The sequence below is a fragment of the Pseudomonas sp. DVZ6 genome (assembly GCF_024259445.1).
Lineage (GTDB): Bacteria > Pseudomonadota > Gammaproteobacteria > Pseudomonadales > Pseudomonadaceae > Aquipseudomonas > Aquipseudomonas peradeniyensis.
Map to the genome: position 1 here is coordinate 32,300 of NZ_JANCLM010000035.1, position 17,382 is coordinate 49,681.

Annotated in this window: 15 protein-coding genes; 3 read left to right on the plus strand and 12 right to left on the minus strand. The window is 65.2% G+C overall.

The genetic code is table 11. The features are described 5' to 3' along the window. The first annotated feature begins 10 nt into the window (after positions 1-10). Together NMG10_RS19515 and NMG10_RS19520 are read left to right on the plus strand one after the other, a co-directional pair. Positions 11-832, plus strand: a complete 822-nt coding sequence (locus NMG10_RS19515) for a hypothetical protein (protein ID WP_254464952.1) — start codon at positions 11-13, stop codon at positions 830-832. A 111-nt stretch (positions 833-943) separates the two neighbouring features. Further along, on the plus strand, positions 944-2,152 hold the full coding sequence (locus NMG10_RS19520) for a hypothetical protein (RefSeq protein ID WP_254464953.1): 1,209 nt from the start codon (positions 944-946) through the stop codon (positions 2,150-2,152). Between the two features lie 55 nt (positions 2,153-2,207). Here the strand turns inward: NMG10_RS19520 and NMG10_RS19525 are convergent, their stop codons facing one another. The 5 genes from NMG10_RS19525 to yegQ all read right to left on the minus strand — a co-directional run bounded on the left by NMG10_RS19525 (position 2,208) and on the right by yegQ (position 7,326). Beyond that, positions 2,208-2,645 (minus strand): YqaA family protein, encoded by a 438-nt coding sequence (locus NMG10_RS19525; RefSeq protein ID WP_254464955.1) that lies wholly within the window; start codon positions 2,643-2,645, stop codon positions 2,208-2,210. Then, the gene (locus NMG10_RS19530) at positions 2,645-3,073 is read right to left on the minus strand and encodes a DUF411 domain-containing protein (protein ID WP_203652022.1); all 429 of its coding nucleotides are present in this window, start codon (positions 3,071-3,073) and stop codon (positions 2,645-2,647) included. The genes NMG10_RS19525 and NMG10_RS19530 overlap by 1 nt, the downstream gene beginning before the upstream one ends. Positions 3,074-3,210: 137 nt before the next feature. After that, positions 3,211-4,116, minus strand: a complete 906-nt coding sequence (locus NMG10_RS19535; RefSeq protein ID WP_254464957.1) for a copper resistance protein B — start codon at positions 4,114-4,116, stop codon at positions 3,211-3,213. Next, a complete protein-coding gene (locus tag NMG10_RS19540; RefSeq protein WP_254464959.1) occupies positions 4,109-5,845 on the minus strand; it encodes a copper resistance system multicopper oxidase in 1,737 nt (578 codons plus the stop codon). Before NMG10_RS19540 ends, NMG10_RS19535 begins: the two co-directional genes overlap by 8 nt. 146 nt (positions 5,846-5,991) lie before the next feature. Beyond that, entirely contained in the window at positions 5,992-7,326 is a 1,335-nt protein-coding gene (gene yegQ, locus NMG10_RS19545) for a tRNA 5-hydroxyuridine modification protein YegQ (protein WP_254464960.1), read from the minus strand. 123 nt (positions 7,327-7,449) lie between these two features. Between yegQ and NMG10_RS19550 the strand changes: the two genes are divergently transcribed. Further along, positions 7,450-8,514, plus strand: coding sequence for an AI-2E family transporter (locus NMG10_RS19550; protein WP_254464961.1), 1,065 nt, complete (start codon positions 7,450-7,452; stop codon positions 8,512-8,514). Between the two features lie 99 nt (positions 8,515-8,613). On the opposite strand, the gene NMG10_RS19555 is transcribed toward NMG10_RS19550, so the two are convergent. The 7 genes from NMG10_RS19555 to nuoI all read right to left on the minus strand — a co-directional run bounded on the left by NMG10_RS19555 (position 8,614) and on the right by nuoI (position 17,377). Next, positions 8,614-10,665: a TonB-dependent receptor gene (locus tag NMG10_RS19555; RefSeq protein WP_254464962.1), complete on the minus strand. Its 2,052-nt coding sequence runs from the start codon at positions 10,663-10,665 to the stop codon at positions 8,614-8,616. Between the two features lie 440 nt (positions 10,666-11,105). Then, on the minus strand, positions 11,106-12,575 hold the full coding sequence (gene nuoN / locus NMG10_RS19560; RefSeq protein WP_102685131.1) for an NADH-quinone oxidoreductase subunit NuoN: 1,470 nt from the start codon (positions 12,573-12,575) through the stop codon (positions 11,106-11,108). A 7-nt stretch (positions 12,576-12,582) separates the two neighbouring features. Beyond that, entirely contained in the window at positions 12,583-14,115 is a 1,533-nt protein-coding gene (gene nuoM, locus NMG10_RS19565; protein WP_110733457.1) for an NADH-quinone oxidoreductase subunit M, read from the minus strand. A gap of 40 nt (positions 14,116-14,155) precedes the next feature. Beyond that, a complete protein-coding gene (gene nuoL / locus NMG10_RS19570; protein ID WP_254464963.1) occupies positions 14,156-16,009 on the minus strand; it encodes an NADH-quinone oxidoreductase subunit L in 1,854 nt (617 codons plus the stop codon). Then, the gene (gene nuoK, locus NMG10_RS19575) at positions 16,006-16,314 is read right to left on the minus strand and encodes an NADH-quinone oxidoreductase subunit NuoK (protein ID WP_008096201.1); all 309 of its coding nucleotides are present in this window, start codon (positions 16,312-16,314) and stop codon (positions 16,006-16,008) included. Before nuoK ends, nuoL begins: the two co-directional genes overlap by 4 nt. 3 nt (positions 16,315-16,317) lie before the next feature. Further along, the gene (nuoJ, locus tag NMG10_RS19580; RefSeq protein WP_110733459.1) at positions 16,318-16,818 is read right to left on the minus strand and encodes an NADH-quinone oxidoreductase subunit J; all 501 of its coding nucleotides are present in this window, start codon (positions 16,816-16,818) and stop codon (positions 16,318-16,320) included. A gap of 10 nt (positions 16,819-16,828) precedes the next feature. Next, the gene (gene nuoI / locus NMG10_RS19585; RefSeq protein ID WP_003251442.1) at positions 16,829-17,377 is read right to left on the minus strand and encodes an NADH-quinone oxidoreductase subunit NuoI; all 549 of its coding nucleotides are present in this window, start codon (positions 17,375-17,377) and stop codon (positions 16,829-16,831) included. Positions 17,378-17,382 lie beyond the last annotated feature (5 nt).

The window sequence follows — 17,382 nt, forward strand, 5'->3', positions numbered from 1 at the left end:
GGAGTCAATCATGAATCTGTCCATTTCCACTGTCGATCATTCGTCCCACGTGGATGCCCAACTGCCGGTCACCGAGGGGCAGAAGGCCGGGCTGCCGCTATGGGCGATGCTGGCCATGCCCTGCGCGGCGACGCGCGCGGTATTTGCCGAGATGCAAGGGCGGGTAAGCCTGGATACACCGCAGGCCACGCCCTGCAGCCAGGACCTGGAGAGCCTGCTGGCGATTCTCCGCGCCGCCATGCAGGTGCGTGACGGCAACGCCCAGGGACGCAGGACCCAGGCCGAAGTCAGCGTGCTGGCGAGCAAGGAGCAGATCGGCTGGATGAGAACCGCCAGCAATGCGCTGTTCGCCTCGGCTGCCGTCAGTGGTGCATTGGGCGCGTTCACCCTGACCAGCGGCACCACCGGCATGCTCAAGAACCTGGGGGATGCGCGCACGATCAAGGGCCTGGAACAAGCCAGCCATGCTGCCGAGTTTGCCAAGTCCGGTGAGGTTGCGATGGCCTCGAAAAAACTGATTGCCGAGAACCGTATCGAGGTCAAGCACCTGCAGAACGCCATCGACACCCGCAATACCACGCTGCATACGCTCAATGGCGTGGCCCAGAGCGGCGCAGCCTTCGGCACTGGCATCGCCCATGCCATCAAGTCGCTGCAGGATGTCTGGGCAAAAGAGCAGGAGCTCGAGGCGGCGGTTGCCGGCAACCAGAAGGAGCTGTTCCAGCGCTGTACCGATGACCTGGCGAAGATGATCGATCAGTTGCGTCAACTGATCCAGGAAATCCTGCGCAACGACAATCAGGGGATCAGGGCTGCGGGCATCATGGCCTGAGCACGTCAGCTTTCCTGCAAGGATGTTGCAAGCCGTAAGGATCCAGGTTCTTGCGGGTGTGAGAGTGGTCTTTTCCCAAGTTAAACGATGCTGCAAGAAGAGGTTTGTACAATGATCGAATCGGTTTCAACCAGTTGGGTGTGTGCCGCCCAGTTGCATCCAGTCAACGAGAGCAGTGACTGCGCACAGGTGAAAACCAGCGAGTCAGCGCAGCGCCTGGCGCGTCACGAGGAGCCGCAGAAGCATGGCATCCTGATGCGCCTGTTCATCGCGATTGCCGAGTTCCTCGGCTTTCGTCCCGGTGTGGCGACGGGCGGCGCGCAGGCCACGGCTTCGGCGCCGGACATGATGCGTTCATTAAACGAGCAGATGGCCAAAGGGCTGCCGGATGTCATGAGGTCGCAGGCCAGCGGGATACTGGCGAAGCAGGAGAATCTGCCAACCGAGCAGTTCATGGCCAGTTACACGGAGCAGCTCACGGGCAGCAATATCATGCGTAACGCCAACTGCCTGTTGTCGAATGTCGTCAAGCTGGGCGAGCTTGTGCCAGAGCTGAAGGTTGGGACGAGCATCACCGAGGTCGATATCGTCGGTGGCTACTCTTTGCAAGAGGCCCAGTTTCCGGACAATATCAAACTGATGCAGAACGATCCGATGGCTGCCGCCAAGGTGCTCGATGCGGTGATTTTCCTGGCTTCGAAGTTTGCCGAGTTTCCGGATCCCGAGCAGGTAGGACCTGAAGCGGTGGTGGCGTTTGTCAAAGAGGTCGATGCCGAGTTCATCGACCTGTTCGCCCAGAAGTCCGATGCGCTGGCGCCAGTTGTCGTGGCGCAAGCATACGACGATGCCGCTTCGGTGGTAGCCGGCACTTTGGCCGAAGCGAGCCCTGCACAGCCTGTGGAGCCTGAAGCGAGTTACGGTGGGGCGACCATCGGACAGCCTGATCCGCTAACATCGTTGAAGGACGTCAAGCTCGGATTTGTCAAGATCGACGATGAGGTCGCTCTGCCAACGCGTAATGACTTCAACGCGACCATGCATTCGCTGCAACGGCCGACCAGTCCGCTTTCTCAGTCATTTGAGCACCTGGAGCGTCTTGCCGAGCATGGCAGTGCCGCCGAAAAGGCAATCGCTTCAATGGTGCTGGACCACACGGCGATAGGGCAGACCCACTCCTACGGCGACCTCTTCGGGCAGCGTAAGCTGGAACCCGATCTGTTGCAGGCCCACTCTGCGCTCTCGTTCGTGGACACACTGCAGAAGAAGCTGGACATGGCAGGGCGTCTGCTCGGCAACCTGCAGGCTGCCGACGCGGCTTGAGCTTGAGACTGGCTGGAGCCTCAGGGCCCCGGCCAGCCTTTCGAATCCCTTTAGGTCACCCGCTGTGAAACCAGCCCAGGGTGATCATTGCCACCACGATATAGCGCCCGCCCTTGGCCAGGGTGACCAGCAGCACGAAACGCCAGAACGGCTCGCGCATGATCCCGGCGATCAAGGTCAGCGGGTCGCCGATCACCGGCATCCAGCTCAGCAGCAATGACCACTGGCCCCAGCGCTGGTAGCGTTGCTGGGCGCGTTCCAGCTGGCTGGCGCTGAACGGGAACCAGCGGCGTTCGCGCAGGTGCTCGATGGCCCGGCCCAGCAGCCAGTTGACGATGGAACCGAGCACGTTACCGAGCGTGGCCACCAGCAGCAGGGTCGCCCAGGCGCCCGGTTCGCGCAGCAGCAGCCCGACCAGCACGGTCTCGGACTGCAGCGGCAACAGGGTGGCGGCGCCGAAGGCGCTGAGGAACAGCGCCCCGAGGCTGAGCATCAGTAGTTGGCGACCACGGTATCCTGGCCATCCCGGGTCACGCCGATGACCTGGTAGGCGTCCTTGTGGTCACCCATTTCCATGCCCGGCGAACCCATCGGCATGCCCGGCACCGCGATACCCTTGAGGTCGTTGCGTTTGGCCAGCAGACGCACCTGCTCGGCCGGGACATGGCCTTCGACGAACTTGCCGTCGATCACCCCGGTGTGGCACGACGCCAGGCGTGGCTCGACGCCCAGGCGCTGCTTGACCGCGCTCATGTTTGGCTCGACGTGGTCGTTGACGGTGAAGCCGTTATCGCTCAGGTGCTTGATCCACTCCTTGCAGCAACCGCAGTTGGGGTCGCGGTAGACATCGATGGTCTCGGCGGCCTGTGCCAGGCCGGTGACGGCCAGCAGGCCGAGGGTGAGCAGGTGTTTGCGCAGCATGGTGGAGCTCCTGTGAAACAGCATGATCCAATGGCCAGGTGGCGGTCTGCGTGGGAGCGGGCTTGCCCCGCGATCACCGGCAATGCCGGTGCCATCCATCGCGGGGCAAGCCCGCTCCCACGCAGACCGTGAGTGCATCAGAAACGCAGGCGAACCCCGGCCACCAGCCGGGTCTGGCCGATGTCCTCGCCATCCTCCCTGGCCTGCTCGGCGCGGTTGCCGTGCAGGCGGTTGAAGCTGACCCCGACATAGGGCGCGAACGCGCGGGTGATCTCGTAACGCAGGCGCAGGCCCACTTCGCTTTCGGCCAGCCCCGAGCCCTGTTCGCGCCCGGCGTCGTTGCGACCAAAGAAGTTGGCCTCGACGGTCGGTTCGAGGACCCAGCGATTGGTCAGCAGCATAGCGTAACCGGCCTCCAGGCGCAGCGCGGTCTGCTGCCGCTCGCCGGCGTAGGCGGTGGCTTCCAGCTCCAGGCCGTAGAGCGGCGTGCCCTGGATGCCGAAGGCGGCCCAGCCCTGGCCGCTGGCGGGCTTGAAGTCCTGGCGCACGCCACCGACCAGTTCCCACCAGGGGCTGATGGCATGGCCCCAGAGGGCCTGCAGCTCGGCCTTGTGGGTCTTGCCTTGCTCCCGCTCACCCTCGGTGCGCAGCCACAGGCGGTCGATATCGCCGCCGACCCAGGCAGTGGCGTTCCAGTTCAGGGCGCCGCTGCTTTCGAAGTTCTGGTACTCCAGTTGGTCGACGATCACTGCCCAGTTGGTCGCCCGGTCGTGCACCTGATGCCCCGGCAACGGCGGGAAGGCGGCGCGGCGATCGGCATCGGTGATCACCGGCAGCGGTGTGCGCGGTTGGCCGGGGGCCGCCGCCGCGTGGTTCATCTGGCTGTGGTCCATGGGCATGCTGGTGTGGTTCACCTGGCCGTGGTCCATCTGCATGGCGCCATGGTTCATGTGGTCCATGCCCGCGGCCAGGGCCCGTTCACTGGCCAGCAAGGCCATCAGCGCGACACCGGTGACGATGTGGCGGTTGCGGTTCTCATTCATCGACCCGTACCTCGCGGAACATGCCGGTCTCCATGTGGTAGAGCAGGTGGCAGTGATAGGCCCAGCGGCCCAGGGCATCGGCGGTTACGCGGTAGCTGCGCCGGCTGCCGGGGGGCATGTCGATGGTGTGCTTGCGCACCAGGAAGCGCCCTTGTTCATCCTCCAGGTCGCTCCACATGCCGTGCAGGTGGATGGGGTGGGTCATCATGGTGTCGTTGACCAGGGTGATGCGCACCCGTTCGCCGTATTTCAGGCGCAGCGGCTCGGCATCGCTGAACTTGATGCCGTCGAACGACCAGGCGAAGCGTTCCATGTGGCCTGTCAGGTGCAGCTCGATGTCCCGCGACGGTTCGCGTCCGTCCGGGTCGGAGTAGGGGCTGCGCAGGTCGGCGTAGGTCAGCACCCGGCGGCCGTTGTCGCGCAGGCCGATGCCGGGATCGGCCAGGTTGGCCCGGGGGGCCATGGTCTGCATGTCCACCAGCGGGTTGTCGGTTTCGCTGGCGGGGTGGCCTTGCATCATGGCCATGCCGGCCATGTTCGAGTGGTCCATGCCCGCCATATTGCCGTGGTCCATCGCTGGCATGTTCGAATGGTCCATCTCACCCATGCCGCCGTGGCCCATGTCGTCCATGGTCAGCACCGGACGCGGGTCCGGCTCGGGCACGGGGGCCTGCAGACCCGCCGCGCGGGCCAGGGTGCCACGGGCGAAGCCGGTGCGGTCCATGCTCTGGGCGAACAGCGTGTAGGCGGGCAGGTTGCCCACGGTGACCAGCACGTCATAGGTCTCGGCCACGGCGATGCGCAGCTCGTCCACGGTCACCGGGGTCACCGGCAGGCCGTCGGCGGTGATCACCGTGAGCTTCAGGCCCGGAATGCGGAAGTCGAAGTAGGTCATCGCCGAGGCATTGATCAGGCGCAGGCGTACGGTCTCGCCGGGCTGGAACAGGCAGGTGAAGTTGCCGTCCGGGGGCTGGCCGTTGAGCAGGTAGGTGTAGCTGGCGGCGCTGATGTCGGCCAGGTCGGTGGGGCTCATGCGCATCTTCGCCCAGGCCCAGCGATTGTCGACGGCCTTGCCCCAGCCGTTCTCAGCAACATCATCGACGAAGTTGCCGACCGTGCGCTTGTGGTAGTTGAAGGCGTCTGACTGCTTCTTCAGGGTGGCCATCAGGGCTTCCGGCGCCTGGTCCGACCAGTCGCTGAACAACAGCACATGGTCGCGTTGGTACTTGTGCGGCTCGGGTTCGCGGGGCTCGATGACGATGGCGCCGTACACGCCGGCCTGCTCCTGCAGCCCGGAGTGGCTGTGGTACCAGTAGGTGCCGCTCTGGCGCAGGGTGAACTGATAGAGGTAGTCGCCGCCGGGCTCGATGCCGGCGAAGCTCAGGCCCGGCACGCCGTCCATGTTGGCCGGCAGGATGATGCCGTGCCAGTGGATCGAGGTGGGCTGGTCCAGGCGGTTGCGCACGCGCAGGGTCACGGTGTCGCCCTCGCGCCAGCGCAGCTGCGGGCCGGGCAGGCTGGCGTTGATGGTCTGCGCGGTGCGTGGGCGGCCGGTGATGTTGACCGGGGTCTGGCCGATGAACAGGTCGAACTGCTGGCCGCTCAGGTCATGCAGCGGCAGACGGCCCTCGGCGGCCTGGGCCAGCGGGCGCCAGAGGCCGAGGCCGGCCAGGGCGCTGGCGGCACCCAGGCCCTTGACGAAGGTGCGGCGGGTTGGAGTCGGTGGCATGGCATGTTCTCGGTGCTGGCAAGGTCCATCCGATCGCGGGGCAAGCCCGCTCCCACGGTGGGAGCGGGCTTGCCCCGCGATCGGGAATGACACCGATGGTCGTCGCCAGCGCCTGTCAGCCACCTGAGGCGCGGATTACAGATTTGTCAGGCAACGGCCTCGCCACTCTCCAGGTCGCGCATCAGCAGGCCGAACTCCAGCGACACCTGCTCGGGAATCGGCAGGTACACCACATGGCCGTCGCCCGGCGCCACCCCGATGGCCTGCTGCTGGCGGTCGCACAGGCGGTGCAGGTCGAAGTGGTAGTTGCCGCGCGGGGTCATCAGCTCCAGGTGATCGCCCACCGCGAAGCGGTTCTTTACCTTCACTTCGGCCAGGCCGTCCACGCGCACACCGGTCAGTTCGCCGACGAACTGCTGGCGCTCGGACACCGAGTTGCCGCGCTGGTAGTTCTGGTACTCGTCGTGCACGTGGCGGCGCAGGAAACCTTCGGTGTAGCCGCGCTGGGCGAGGGACTCGAGGTTGCTCATCAGGCTGCGGTCGAACGGCCGTCCGGCCACGGCGTCGTCGATGGCCTGGCGGTAGGACTGCACGGCGCGGGCACAGTAGAAGTGCGACTTGGTGCGGCCTTCGATCTTCAGCGAGTGCACGCCCATCCGGGCCAGGCGCTCGACGTGCTGGATCGCGCGCAGGTCCTTGGCGTTCATGATGTAGGTGCCGTGCTCGTCCTCGAAGGCGGGCATCTCTTCGCCGGGGCGGTTGGACTCCTGGAGCAGGAACACCTGTTCGGTCGGTGCGCCGAGGCCCAGGGTCGGCTCGCATTCACGAACGATGTCGCCCGTGGCGTTTTCGCTGGCCGGGGTGGCCTGGTACTTCCAGCGGCAGGCATTGGTGCAGGTGCCCTGGTTGGCGTCGCGCTTGTTCATGTAGCCCGACAGCAGGCAGCGCCCTGAATACGCCATGCACAACGCACCATGCACGAAGACTTCCAGCTCCATTTCCGGCACCTGGTGGCGGATTTCCTCGATCTCTTCCAGCGACAGCTCCCGTGACAGGATCACCCGGGTCAGCCCCATGCCTTGCCAGAACTGCACGCTGGCCCAGTTCACCGTGTTGGCCTGGACCGACAGGTGGATCGGCATCTGCGGGAAGTGCTGGCGCACCAGCATGATCAGCCCCGGGTCGGACATGATCAGCGCATCCGGGCCCATCTCGATCACCGGCGCCAGGTCCTTGAGGAAGGTCTTGAGCTTGGCGTTGTGCGGGGCGATGTTGACCACCACGTAGAAGCGCTTGCCCTGGGCCTGCGCCTCCTGGATGCCCAGGGCCAGGTTGGCGTGGTCGAACTCGTTGTTGCGCACCCGCAGGCTATAGCGCGGTTGGCCGGCATAGACCGCGTCGGCGCCGTAGGCGAAGGCGTAGCGCATGGTCTTGAGGGTGCCGGCGGGGGCGAGCAGTTCGGGCTTGGCGGGAGAGTTCATGGTGCGCACCGGGGCAAAAGGCGCGGATGCTAAGACGGCTGCACTGTGCAGGTATTGATCTGGATCAACGGCACTTTTGCCGATGCGCGGAGCACTAAACAGTTGAGCCCCCGAGGAATGCCCATGAACGAAAGTGTATTGCAGAACAAAGCCCTGACCGTGCTGCTGGCACTGGTGACCATCGCCTTCATCTGGATCCTGCTGCCGTATTCCGGCGCGATCTTCTGGGCGGTGATCCTCGGCATTCTATTCTCTCCGTTGCAACGCCATCTGCTGCTGCGCCTGGGCGGGCGGCGCAACCTGGCCACGGCGACGGCGCTGGCCACCTGCCTGCTGGTCGCCGTGCTGCCGGTGATCATCATCAGTGCCTTGCTGGTGCAGGAGGGCGCGGCGCTGTACCAACGCATCGAAAGCGGCCAGCTGGACATTGCCGGCTATATCGAGCGTGGCAAGGATATGCTGCCTGTCTATGCCCAGCATTTCCTCGACCGCATGGGCATGGGCAACCTCGATGGCCTGCGCGACAAGATCACCAAGTGGGCCACCCAGGGCAGCCAGTTCCTCGCCGGCCAGGCGTTCAGCTTCGGCCAGGGTACCTTCGAGTTCCTGGTGAGCTTCGGCATCATGCTCTACCTGCTGTTCTTCTTCCTGCGCGAGGGCGCGGAGGTGGCGCGCAAGGTGCGCCAGGCGGTGCCGCTGCCCGAGCAGCAGAAGCGCCGCCTGCAGTTGAAGTTCAAGCGCGTGGTGCGGGCCACGGTCAAGGGCAACCTGCTGGTGGCGATCACCCAGGGGGCGCTGGGTGGGCTGATCTTCTGGGTGCTGGGCATTCCCAGCGTGCTGGTGTGGGCGGTGCTGATGGCGTTCCTGTCGCTATTGCCGGCGGTGGGCGCGGGGATCGTCTGGGGACCGGTGGCACTGTATTTCCTGCTGACCGGGGCGATCTGGCAGGGGATCGTGCTGACGGCGTTCGGCGTGCTGGTGATCGGGTTGGTGGACAACCTGCTACGGCCGATCCTGGTGGGCAAGGATACGCGGATGCCGGATTACCTGGTGCTGGTGTCGACCTTGGGCGGGTTGGCGGTGTTCGGGCTCAATGGCTTCGTGATCGGGCCGTTGATCGCGGCGTTGTTCATTTCCAGCTGGGCGATCTTTGCCTCGACCAAGCCGCAGGTGCAACTGCCATCCTGAAAGGGCCATTCGCGGGTAAACCTGCTCCCACAGGGCACTGCACGAAACCTGTGGGAGCGGGTTTACCCGCGAATGGGCTGCATCGTAGCCCCAAGCTATTTATCGGAAACTGTAGGAAACCCCCGCATACACCCCGAACCCTTCCCCCGGCGTCGAGCGGGCGATGTCCTGCCCGGCATCGTTGTACCCCGGTGTCACCGTCGCCGCATACCGCTTGTTGGTCAGGTTGCGCAGGTCGAGCCAGGTCTGCCAGTCCCGTTTCGGCGAATCCCAGCCCAGGCGCGCGCCGAGCAGGGCGTAGGCATCGGCGTGGTAGCTGTTGGCGTAGTCCACCTGCACCTTGGAGGCCATCTGCGTGTTCACCCCGGCGTAGAAACCGCTCGGCCAGTCGTAGCGCAGTTCGGCCTGGTAGTAGTGCATGGGGATGCCAGGCAGGCGGTTGTCGCCGAACTTGTCGTCGTCACGGTAGTGGAAGTCGCTGAAGGTGTAGGCCTGGCGCAGGCTGAGCTTGCCGGTGCCGGGTTGCTCCCAGAGCAGGCTGTCCAGGCCGGCCTCGATGCCCTGGTGCACGGTGGGGCTGGCATTGAACTCCTTGAACGGCAGACCCTGCACGACTTCCACGTTCAACAGTTCGTGGCGTACCTGGGCGTAGTACCAGGCCAGGTCCCAATGCCCCAGTGCCGAGTCGCCGCGGGCACCCAGCTCGAGGGTGGTGGCGGTCTGGTTCTGCATCTTCATGGGCTGGTTGGCGACCGGCGCACTCCAGACCAGCGACCACGGGTGCGGCGGCTCCACCGAGCGACTGAGGTTGCCGTAGACCTGCAGGTCAGGGCGGATGTCGTAACGCAGGCCCAGGCGTGGGGCGTAGTCCCAGTCATGCTGGCTGACCTTGCCGCCACTGGTCGGGTAGGTGACGTCGCTTTCGCGGCGGGTATAGATCATCGCCAGGCCCGTGCTCAGCCACAGGTTCGGGATCAGCTCCAGGTCGTTGCCCGCATGCAGCACGGTATCCGAACCCTGGTAGCTGAAATCGCGGCTGCGGGCGCCGAAGTTGTCGCCGCCGGGGCGAGCGAACTGCGAGGCGCCGCTGTTGGGCAGGTGCTTGGTGGTACGCCAACCGAGGGTGGTCTTGCTCTCATGGCCGGACAGGGTGTCGCGACGCAAGTAGTTCAGCGTGCCGCTGACATCGGTGTAGGCGACCTTAAGGCGCATCGGGCCTTCGCGCAGGTCCATGGGGTAGTCGTGATAGACCAGCCCCGCCTCCAGGCGTGAATCGTCATCCAGGAAGAAGGTGGTCTTGTTGCCCACCCAGGTGCTGCCCGGTTGCGGGCGGCTGTCGTCGCGGGCCAGGTACGCCGGATTGGCGGCACGGGGATGGTGCTTGATCTGGTCCTTGGTCAGGCGCCCGGCCAGGTCGTTCTCGGTTTCCCGGTAGCGCAGGTAGAAGCGCGTCTCCAGGTTTGGGTTGAAGCGGTAGCCGATGTTGGCGGCGATGCCCTTGGCGCTGCCGCTGCTGTGATCCTGGTAGCCGTCGTACTCGGCATCGGTCAGGGCCACGTAGTAGTCGAGGTTGCCCAGCACCTGCCCGGAGCTGATGTGCCGGCGCTGGTAGCCACGGCTGCCGACTTCGTAGCGCACCTGCAAGGGCGCGGCATCGTAGCCGGTGTGGGTCACGTAGTTGATCGCGCCGCCCAGGGCCAGCGAGCCCTGGTCGAAGCCGTTGGCGCCGCGCAGCACTTCGGCGCGGCTCAACCACAGCGGTTCTAACAGTTCATAGGGCGTGCCGCCCGGGCCGGTCAGCGGCAGGCCGTCGAACATTGTGTACACGCCCGAGCCGTGGGCGCCCGGCGCGCGGTTGATGCCCGAACCACGGATCGACAGCTTGATGCCATCGTTGCCCGCCGACTGGGCGAATACGCCAGGCTGGTAGGCCAGTACGTCCTGGTTGCTGGCCACCCGGCCCTGGCCGACCTTGTCCATGTCCACCAGGTTGCTGGCACCGGGGATCTCGCGCAGGTGCTCGGCGGCGGCTTCCAGTTCGGATTGCTGCCGGTCCTGGATCAGCACCTGGTCGAGTTCGACGCGATTGGCGGCCTGGGCGGTGCCAGCGACGAACAGGGCCAGCAGGGAGTAGGGGAGGGTGGGGCGCATGGGGGCGGGGTTCCAGATCGAGTGCGGGAGTCTGACGCTGCAAAGGGCAGACGAAGCACAGTGGTCGATCTGTAATACCGCAGTGGCTTCTTCGCGGGTAAATCGCAGCGGCGCACCGCCGCTCCCACAGGCATAGCGCGTGGCTTGAGGGCCGCGCGGTCGCTGTGGGAGCGGCTTCAGCCGCGAACACCGGCGCAGCCGGTGCCAGGCACCGCGTCGCCTGCTTCGCGGGTAAACCCGCTCCCACAGGGATCGCGCCAGATTCTAAAAATTGAGCAAGACAGTTGCTCCCACAGGTAAAGCGCTGACCGTTGGAAATGGTGGTGATCCTGTGGGAGCGTCGGTGCGCCGCTGCGATTTACCCGCGAAGAAGCCAGTGATTTCCTTCAGGCAAAAAGAAACCCCGCCGAGGCGGGGTTACTTTCACATCGTGCAGCCGATCAACCGATCAGTTGCAGACCCGCCTGCTGCACCATCTCCAGCAACGGCTGCGGGTACACGCCCAGCACGAAGGCGAGGATGGCAATGGCCAGCAGCATCACGCCGCCGGTGCGCTGTTCCCACTTCAGCGGGGCGTCGTGGCGACGCAGGTTCGGCTCGACCAGGTACAGGGTGACCATGACGCGCAGGTAGTAGTACACGCCGATGGCGCTGCCGATCACCAGGGCGCCGACCAGCCACCACAGGTGCGACTCGACGCCGGTGGCGATGATGTAGAACTTGCCGATGAAGCCCGCGGTCAACGGGATACCGGCCAGCGAGAGCATCATCACGGTCAGCACGGCGGTCAGGTACGGACGGCGCCAGAACAGGCCGCGGTACTCGTACAGGGCGTCGGCGTCACGGCCGGCGTACGGCGAGGACATCAGGGTGATCACGCCGAAGGCGCCGAGGCTGGTGATCACGTAGGTGACCAGGTACACGCCCATGGCTTCCAGGGCCAGGCCCTTGCTGGCGACCAGGGCGATGACCAGGTAGCCGAAGTGGGCGATGGACGAGTAACCGAGCAGACGCTTGAGGTTGCTCTGGGTCAGCGCCAGCAGGTTGCCGATGATGATCGAGGCGACCGCGATCACCGCCAGCACGGTGCTCAGCACGCCGCTGCTGGCGGCGGGGGAGAGCATGAACAGGCGTACCACGACGGCAAACACCGCGACCTTGCTGGCGGTGGCCAGGAACGCGGCGACCGGCGCCGGGGCGCCTTCGTACACGTCCGGGGTCCACAGGTGGAACGGCACCAGCGACAGCTTGAAGGCCAGGCCCACCAGCATCATGCCCAGGCCCAACTGCGCCAGCAGGCTCGGCATGCTGGTGGCGGCCAGGGCCTTGCCCAGCTGGTCGAAGGTCAGCGCGCCGGCATCGGCGTACAGCAGCGCCATGCCGAACAGCAGGAAGGCGGAACCGGCGGCCGACAGCACCATGTACTTGATGCCGGCTTCCAGCGAGCGCTTGTTGAAGAAGGCGTACGCCACCAGGCCGTAGACCGGCACCGACAGCAGCTCCAGGCCGATGAACAGGCCCGCCAGGTGGTTGGCGCTGACCAGCACCAGGCCACCCAGTGCCGACATCAGCAGCAGCAGGTACAGCTCTTCACGGTTGCCCGGGAAGCCCTTGGAACCCTCGCCCAGATAGGCGTGGGCAAGGGTGACGCAGGCCAGGGTGGCCACCAGGATGATCGCCATGTACAGGCAGGCGAACTTGTCGATGGTCACAAGCGACGTGACCGCCAGCGGCGCGACTTTAAGTGCCGGCAGGATCGACAGCAGGGCCAGGTTCAGGCCCACGGTGGACAGCAGGAAGGTCTGCGAGTGGTTGCGTTTCCAGGCGATCGCCAGCATCACCACCACCGTGGTGATGGTGGTGATCAGCATCGGCGCCAATGCGATGAAGTGTTGAGTGGTGAATTCCATAGCGCTCTTACCGGGCCGAAGCGAGTTGAGTGAAAGCGGAACCGAGCCACTGCTGCACACCGCTCATGGTGGCGGCAGAGGTGTCCAGGAACGGCTGCGGATACACGCCCAGCAGGATCAGCAGGCCCGCCAGGCCCAGCACCATGATCAGCTCGCGACCGTCCATGCCGGCCAGCACGGTGTCGGCCTTGGCCGGACCGAAGTAGGCGCGGTGGATCATGATCAGCGAGTACACCGAACCGAAGACCAGGCCGGTGGTGGCGATCACGGTGATCCATGGGACGTGGGCGAAGCTGCCGATCAGGATCAGGAACTCGCCGACGAAGTTGCCGGTGCCCGGCAGGCCCAGCGACGCGGCGGCGAAGAACAGGCTGATGGCCGGAAGATACGCGATGCGGTGCCACAGGCCACCCATCTCGCGCATGTCACGGGTGTGCAGGCGCTCGTACAGCTGGCCGGCCAGGATGAACAGCGCGGCGGCCGACAGGCCGTGGGCCAGCATCTGGATCACCGCGCCCTGCAGGGCCTGCTGGCTGCCGGAGTAGATGCCGATCAGCACGAAGCCCATGTGCGAGACGCTGGAGAAGGCCACCAGGCGCTTGATGTCGGTTTGCGCGAAGGCCAGGAAGGCACCGTAGAAGATACCGATCAGGCCCAGGGTCATGGCGATCGGCGCGAACTCGGCCGAGGCGTTCGGGAACAGCGGCAGGGCGAAGCGCAGCAGGCCGTAGGCCGCGGTCTTCAGCAGGATGCCCGCGAGGTCCACGGAACCTGCGGTCGGTGCCTGGGCGTGAGCGTCAGGCAGCCAGGAGTGGAACGGCACCACCGGCAGCTTCACCGCGAAGGCGATGAAGAAGCCCAGCATCAGGATGTACTCGACGCCGGCTGGCAGCTCGGCCTTGAGCAGGTCGCTGTAGTTGAAGGTGATCACGCCGGTGCTGTTGTAGTTGACCAGCACCAGGCCGAGGATCGCCACCAGCATGATCAGGCCGCTGGCCTGGGTGAAGATGAAGAACTTGGTCGCCGCGTAGATCCGGGTCTTCTTGCCGTCGGAGGAGCTGTGACCCCAGAGCGCGATGAGGAAGTACATCGGCACCAGCATCATTTCCCAGAAGAAGAAGAACAGGAACAGGTCCAGGGCCAGGAACACACCGACCACGCCGCCGAGGATCCACATCAGGTTGAGGTGGAAGAAGCCGACGTGGCGCTGGATCTCTTTCCACGAGCACAGCACCGACAGCACACCGAGCAGGCCGGTGAGCAGGATCATCAGCAGCGACAGGCCGTCGAGGGCCAGGTGGATGCTGATGCCGAAGCGCTTGATCCACTCGACTTTGTACTCGAGGGCCCAGGCGGGCTCCGCGCCAGGGGCCGGAGCCAGGGTGTAGTTGCCGTTCGCCCACAGCCACAGGCCGATGCCAAGCAGCAGGGACATGGTCAGCAGCGCGATCCAGCGCGGCAGGGTGGAGCCGAAGCGCTCACCCAGCCAGCACAGGAAGCCGCCGATGAAGGGGATCAGGATCAGCCAAGGCAAAATCATGACGGGTTGGTTTCCTTTGGCAAAGTCGCAAGATTCATAGTCATACCGCGGCCACTACCACGGCACCGAGCACCAGCACGGCGCCGACGGCGATCGAGGCGGTGTACCAGCGCAGCTGGCCGGTCTCGGTCTTGCTCATGGCGACGTGACCGCCGCGAGCCAGGCGAGGGATGAGGCCGATGCTGCGGTCAACCGGGTCCTTGCGCAGGATGTGGCTGATCAGCAGGTAAGGTTTGACGAAGAGCTTGTCGTAGATCCAGTCGAAGCCCCAGGCGGCGAACCACCAGGCCGACAGGACGCGACCGATACCGCTGTTGGCGACCGCAGTGACGAAGCGGCGCTTGCCCAGGAACAGCAGGGCCGACAGCAGGATACCGGCGATGGCGATGGCGCCCGAGGCGATCTCCAGCGAGTGCTTGGCTTCGCCACCGGCGTGGCCGGCGCTTTCAGGCAGCACGCCTGCCAGCGGTGGGTGGATCCAGGCGCCGATGAAGGTCGACAGCACGATCAGCACGCCCAGCGGCATCCAGTGGCTGATGCCGTGGCCGGCGTGGGCTTCGGTCTTGGCTTCGCCGTGGAAGGCGATGAAGATCAGGCGGAAGGTGTACAGCGAGGTCATGAACGCGCCCACCAGGCCGGCGTACAGCAGGCCGGTGTTGCCGCTGGCGAAGGCTTCCCAGAGGATCTCGTCCTTGGAGTAGAAGCCCACGGTCAGGATCGGCAGGGCGGCCAGGGCGGCGCCACCGACCACGAAGCTGGCGTAGGCCAGCGGCAGTTTCTTCCACAGGCCGCCCATCTTGAAGATGTTCTGCTCGTGGTGGCAGGCGACGATCACCGCACCGGAGGCAAGGAACAGCAGGGCCTTGAAGAAGGCGTGGGTCATCAGGTGGAAGATCGCCGCGTCCCAGGCGCCGACGCCCAGGGCCAGGAACATGTAGCCGATCTGGCTCATGGTCGAGTAGGCGAGGATACGCTTGATGTCGGTCTGTACCAGGGCGGCGAAGCCGGCCAGGACCAGGGTCACGCCACCGACCACGCCGACCAGGTGCAGGACGTCCGGCGCCAGCAGGAACAGGCCGTTGGTACGGGCGATCAGGTACACGCCCGCGGTCACCATGGTGGCCGCGTGGATCAGCGCCGAAACCGGGGTCGGGCCCGCCATCGCGTCGGCCAGCCAGGTCTGCAGCGGCAGCTGGGCCGATTTACCGACCGCGCCACCCAGCAGCATCAGGGTCGCCAGGACCATCCAGGTGTCACCGGCCTGGAACTTCTGCGGTGCCAGCACCAGCAGTTCCTGCACGTTCAGGGTACCCAGCTGGACGAACAGGATGAACAGGCCGATGGCCATGAACACGTCGCCGATGCGGGTGACGATGAACGCCTTGAGTGCCGCGTTACCGTTGTTGCGGTTGCTGTAGTAGAAACCGATCAACAGGTACGAGCACAGGCCCACGCCTTCCCAGCCGAAGTAGATGAACAGCAGGTTGTCGCCCAGCACCAGGAACAGCATGCTGGCGATGAACAGGTTGGTGTACGAGAAGAAGCGCGAGTAACCGGCTTCGCCACGCATGTACCAGGAGGCGAACAGGTGGATCAGGAAGCCGACGCCGGTGACCACGCCCAGCATGGTGACCGACAGGCCGTCCACGTACAGGGTGAAGTTCGGCGCGAAGCCGTCCACCGACATCCACTGCCACAGCAGCTGGCTGTAAGCACCGCCCTCAGGCGGGGCGACGTTGAACTGCCAGATCACGTAGGCGGCGGTGGCCGCCGACAGACCGACCGAGCCGACACCGACCAGCGCCGACAGGTTCTCGGACCAGCGGCCGCGCGAGAACGACAGCAGCAGGAAGCCGATCAGGGGGAATACGAACGTCAGGAAGATAAGGTTCATCCGCGCATCTCACTGGCAGCATCGATGTCGAGAGTGTGGAAGCGGCGATACAGCTGCAGCAGGATCGCCAGGCCAATGCTGGCCTCGGCGGCTGCCAGGCTGATCACCAGGATGAACATCACCTGGCCGTCGGGCTGGACCCAACGGGCACCGGCGACGATGAACGCCAGGGCAGAGGCGTTCATCATGACTTCCAGGCTCATGAGCACGAAGAGGATGTTGCGGCGGACCATCAGGCCAACCAGACCTAAGCAGAACAGGATGCCGGCGACCGCCAGACCATGCTCGAGAGGGATAGCACCCATGATTTACTCCTTCGCCTCGTTGCGGCCCAGGTGGAAGGCGGTGACGGCTGCCGCGAGCAGCAGCATCGAGGCCAGTTCGACCACCAGCAGGTACGGCCCGAACAGGCTGATGCCGACGTCCTTGGCGCTGACGGTGGTACCGCTGATGGCGGCGCCCGACGGGGTGACGAACAGCACGTACAGCAGCTCCAGCAGCAGCAGGGCGGCGAGGATCACCGGCCCCGCCCAGATGCCGGGCTTGAGCCAGCCGCGCTCCTGGGCAACCGAAGCCGGCCCGAGGTTGAGCATCATCACCACGAACACGAACAGCACCATGATGGCGCCGGCGTAGGCAATCACTTCCAGGGCGCCGGCGAACGGCGCACCGAGGGAGAAGAAGATCATCGCCACGGAAATCAGCGAGATGATCAGGTAGAGCAGGGCGTGCACCGGGTTGGTGCCGGTCACCACGCGGAGCGTGGAGACAACGGCGACACCGGATGCGAAGTAGAAAGCGAATTCCATCTTTCTGTCCTTATGGGAGCAAGCTCTTCACGTTGATCGGCTCGGCTTCGTTCTGCGCAGAGCCTTTCGGCTTGCCAGCGATCGCCATGCCGGCAACACGGTAGAAGTTGTAGTCAGGGTTCTTGCCGGGGCCGGAGATCAGCAGATCTTCTTTCTCGTACACCAGGTCCTGACGCTTGAACTCGGCCATTTCGAAATCCGGAGTGAGCTGGATCGCGGTGGTCGGGCACGCCTCTTCGCACAGGCCGCAGAAGATGCAGCGCGAGAAGTTGATGCGGAAGAACTCGGGGTACCAACGGCCGTCCTCGGTCTCGGCCTTCTGCAGCGAGATGCAGCCGACCGGGCAGGCCACCGCGCAGAGGTTGCACGCCACGCAGCGCTCCTCGCCATCGGGGTCGCGGGTGAGGACGATGCGGCCGCGGTAGCGCGGCGGCAGGTACACGGGTTCTTCGGGGTACTGCAGGGTGTCGCGCTTGCGGAACCCGTGGGAGAACACCATGGCCAGGCTGCGCAGCTGTGTGCCGGTGCCCTTAACGATGTCGCCGATATACTTGAACATGGGTC

Excerpts from the sequence above, each read along its gene's own strand:
- NMG10_RS19515 (WP_254464952.1), top strand. The coding sequence starts at position 11 with ATGAATCTGTCCATTTCCACTGTCGATCATTCGTCCCACGTGGATGCC.
- NMG10_RS19520 (WP_254464953.1), top strand. The coding sequence starts at position 944 with ATGATCGAATCGGTTTCAACCAGTTGGGTGTGTGCCGCCCAGTTGCAT.
- NMG10_RS19525 (WP_254464955.1), bottom strand. The coding sequence starts at position 2,645 with ATGCTCAGCCTCGGGGCGCTGTTCCTCAGCGCCTTCGGCGCCGCCACC.
- NMG10_RS19530 (WP_203652022.1), bottom strand. The coding sequence starts at position 3,073 with ATGCTGCGCAAACACCTGCTCACCCTCGGCCTGCTGGCCGTCACCGGC.
- NMG10_RS19535 (WP_254464957.1), bottom strand. The coding sequence starts at position 4,116 with ATGAATGAGAACCGCAACCGCCACATCGTCACCGGTGTCGCGCTGATG.
- NMG10_RS19540 (WP_254464959.1), bottom strand. The coding sequence starts at position 5,845 with ATGCCACCGACTCCAACCCGCCGCACCTTCGTCAAGGGCCTGGGTGCC.
- yegQ (WP_254464960.1), bottom strand. The coding sequence starts at position 7,326 with ATGAACTCTCCCGCCAAGCCCGAACTGCTCGCCCCCGCCGGCACCCTC.
- NMG10_RS19550 (WP_254464961.1), top strand. The coding sequence starts at position 7,450 with ATGAACGAAAGTGTATTGCAGAACAAAGCCCTGACCGTGCTGCTGGCA.
- NMG10_RS19555 (WP_254464962.1), bottom strand. The coding sequence starts at position 10,665 with ATGCGCCCCACCCTCCCCTACTCCCTGCTGGCCCTGTTCGTCGCTGGC.
- nuoN (WP_102685131.1), bottom strand. The coding sequence starts at position 12,575 with ATGGAATTCACCACTCAACACTTCATCGCATTGGCGCCGATGCTGATC.
- nuoM (WP_110733457.1), bottom strand. The coding sequence starts at position 14,115 with ATGATTTTGCCTTGGCTGATCCTGATCCCCTTCATCGGCGGCTTCCTG.
- nuoL (WP_254464963.1), bottom strand. The coding sequence starts at position 16,009 with ATGAACCTTATCTTCCTGACGTTCGTATTCCCCCTGATCGGCTTCCTG.
- nuoK (WP_008096201.1), bottom strand. The coding sequence starts at position 16,314 with ATGGGTGCTATCCCTCTCGAGCATGGTCTGGCGGTCGCCGGCATCCTG.
- nuoJ (WP_110733459.1), bottom strand. The coding sequence starts at position 16,818 with ATGGAATTCGCTTTCTACTTCGCATCCGGTGTCGCCGTTGTCTCCACG.
- nuoI (WP_003251442.1), bottom strand. The coding sequence starts at position 17,377 with ATGTTCAAGTATATCGGCGACATCGTTAAGGGCACCGGCACACAGCTG.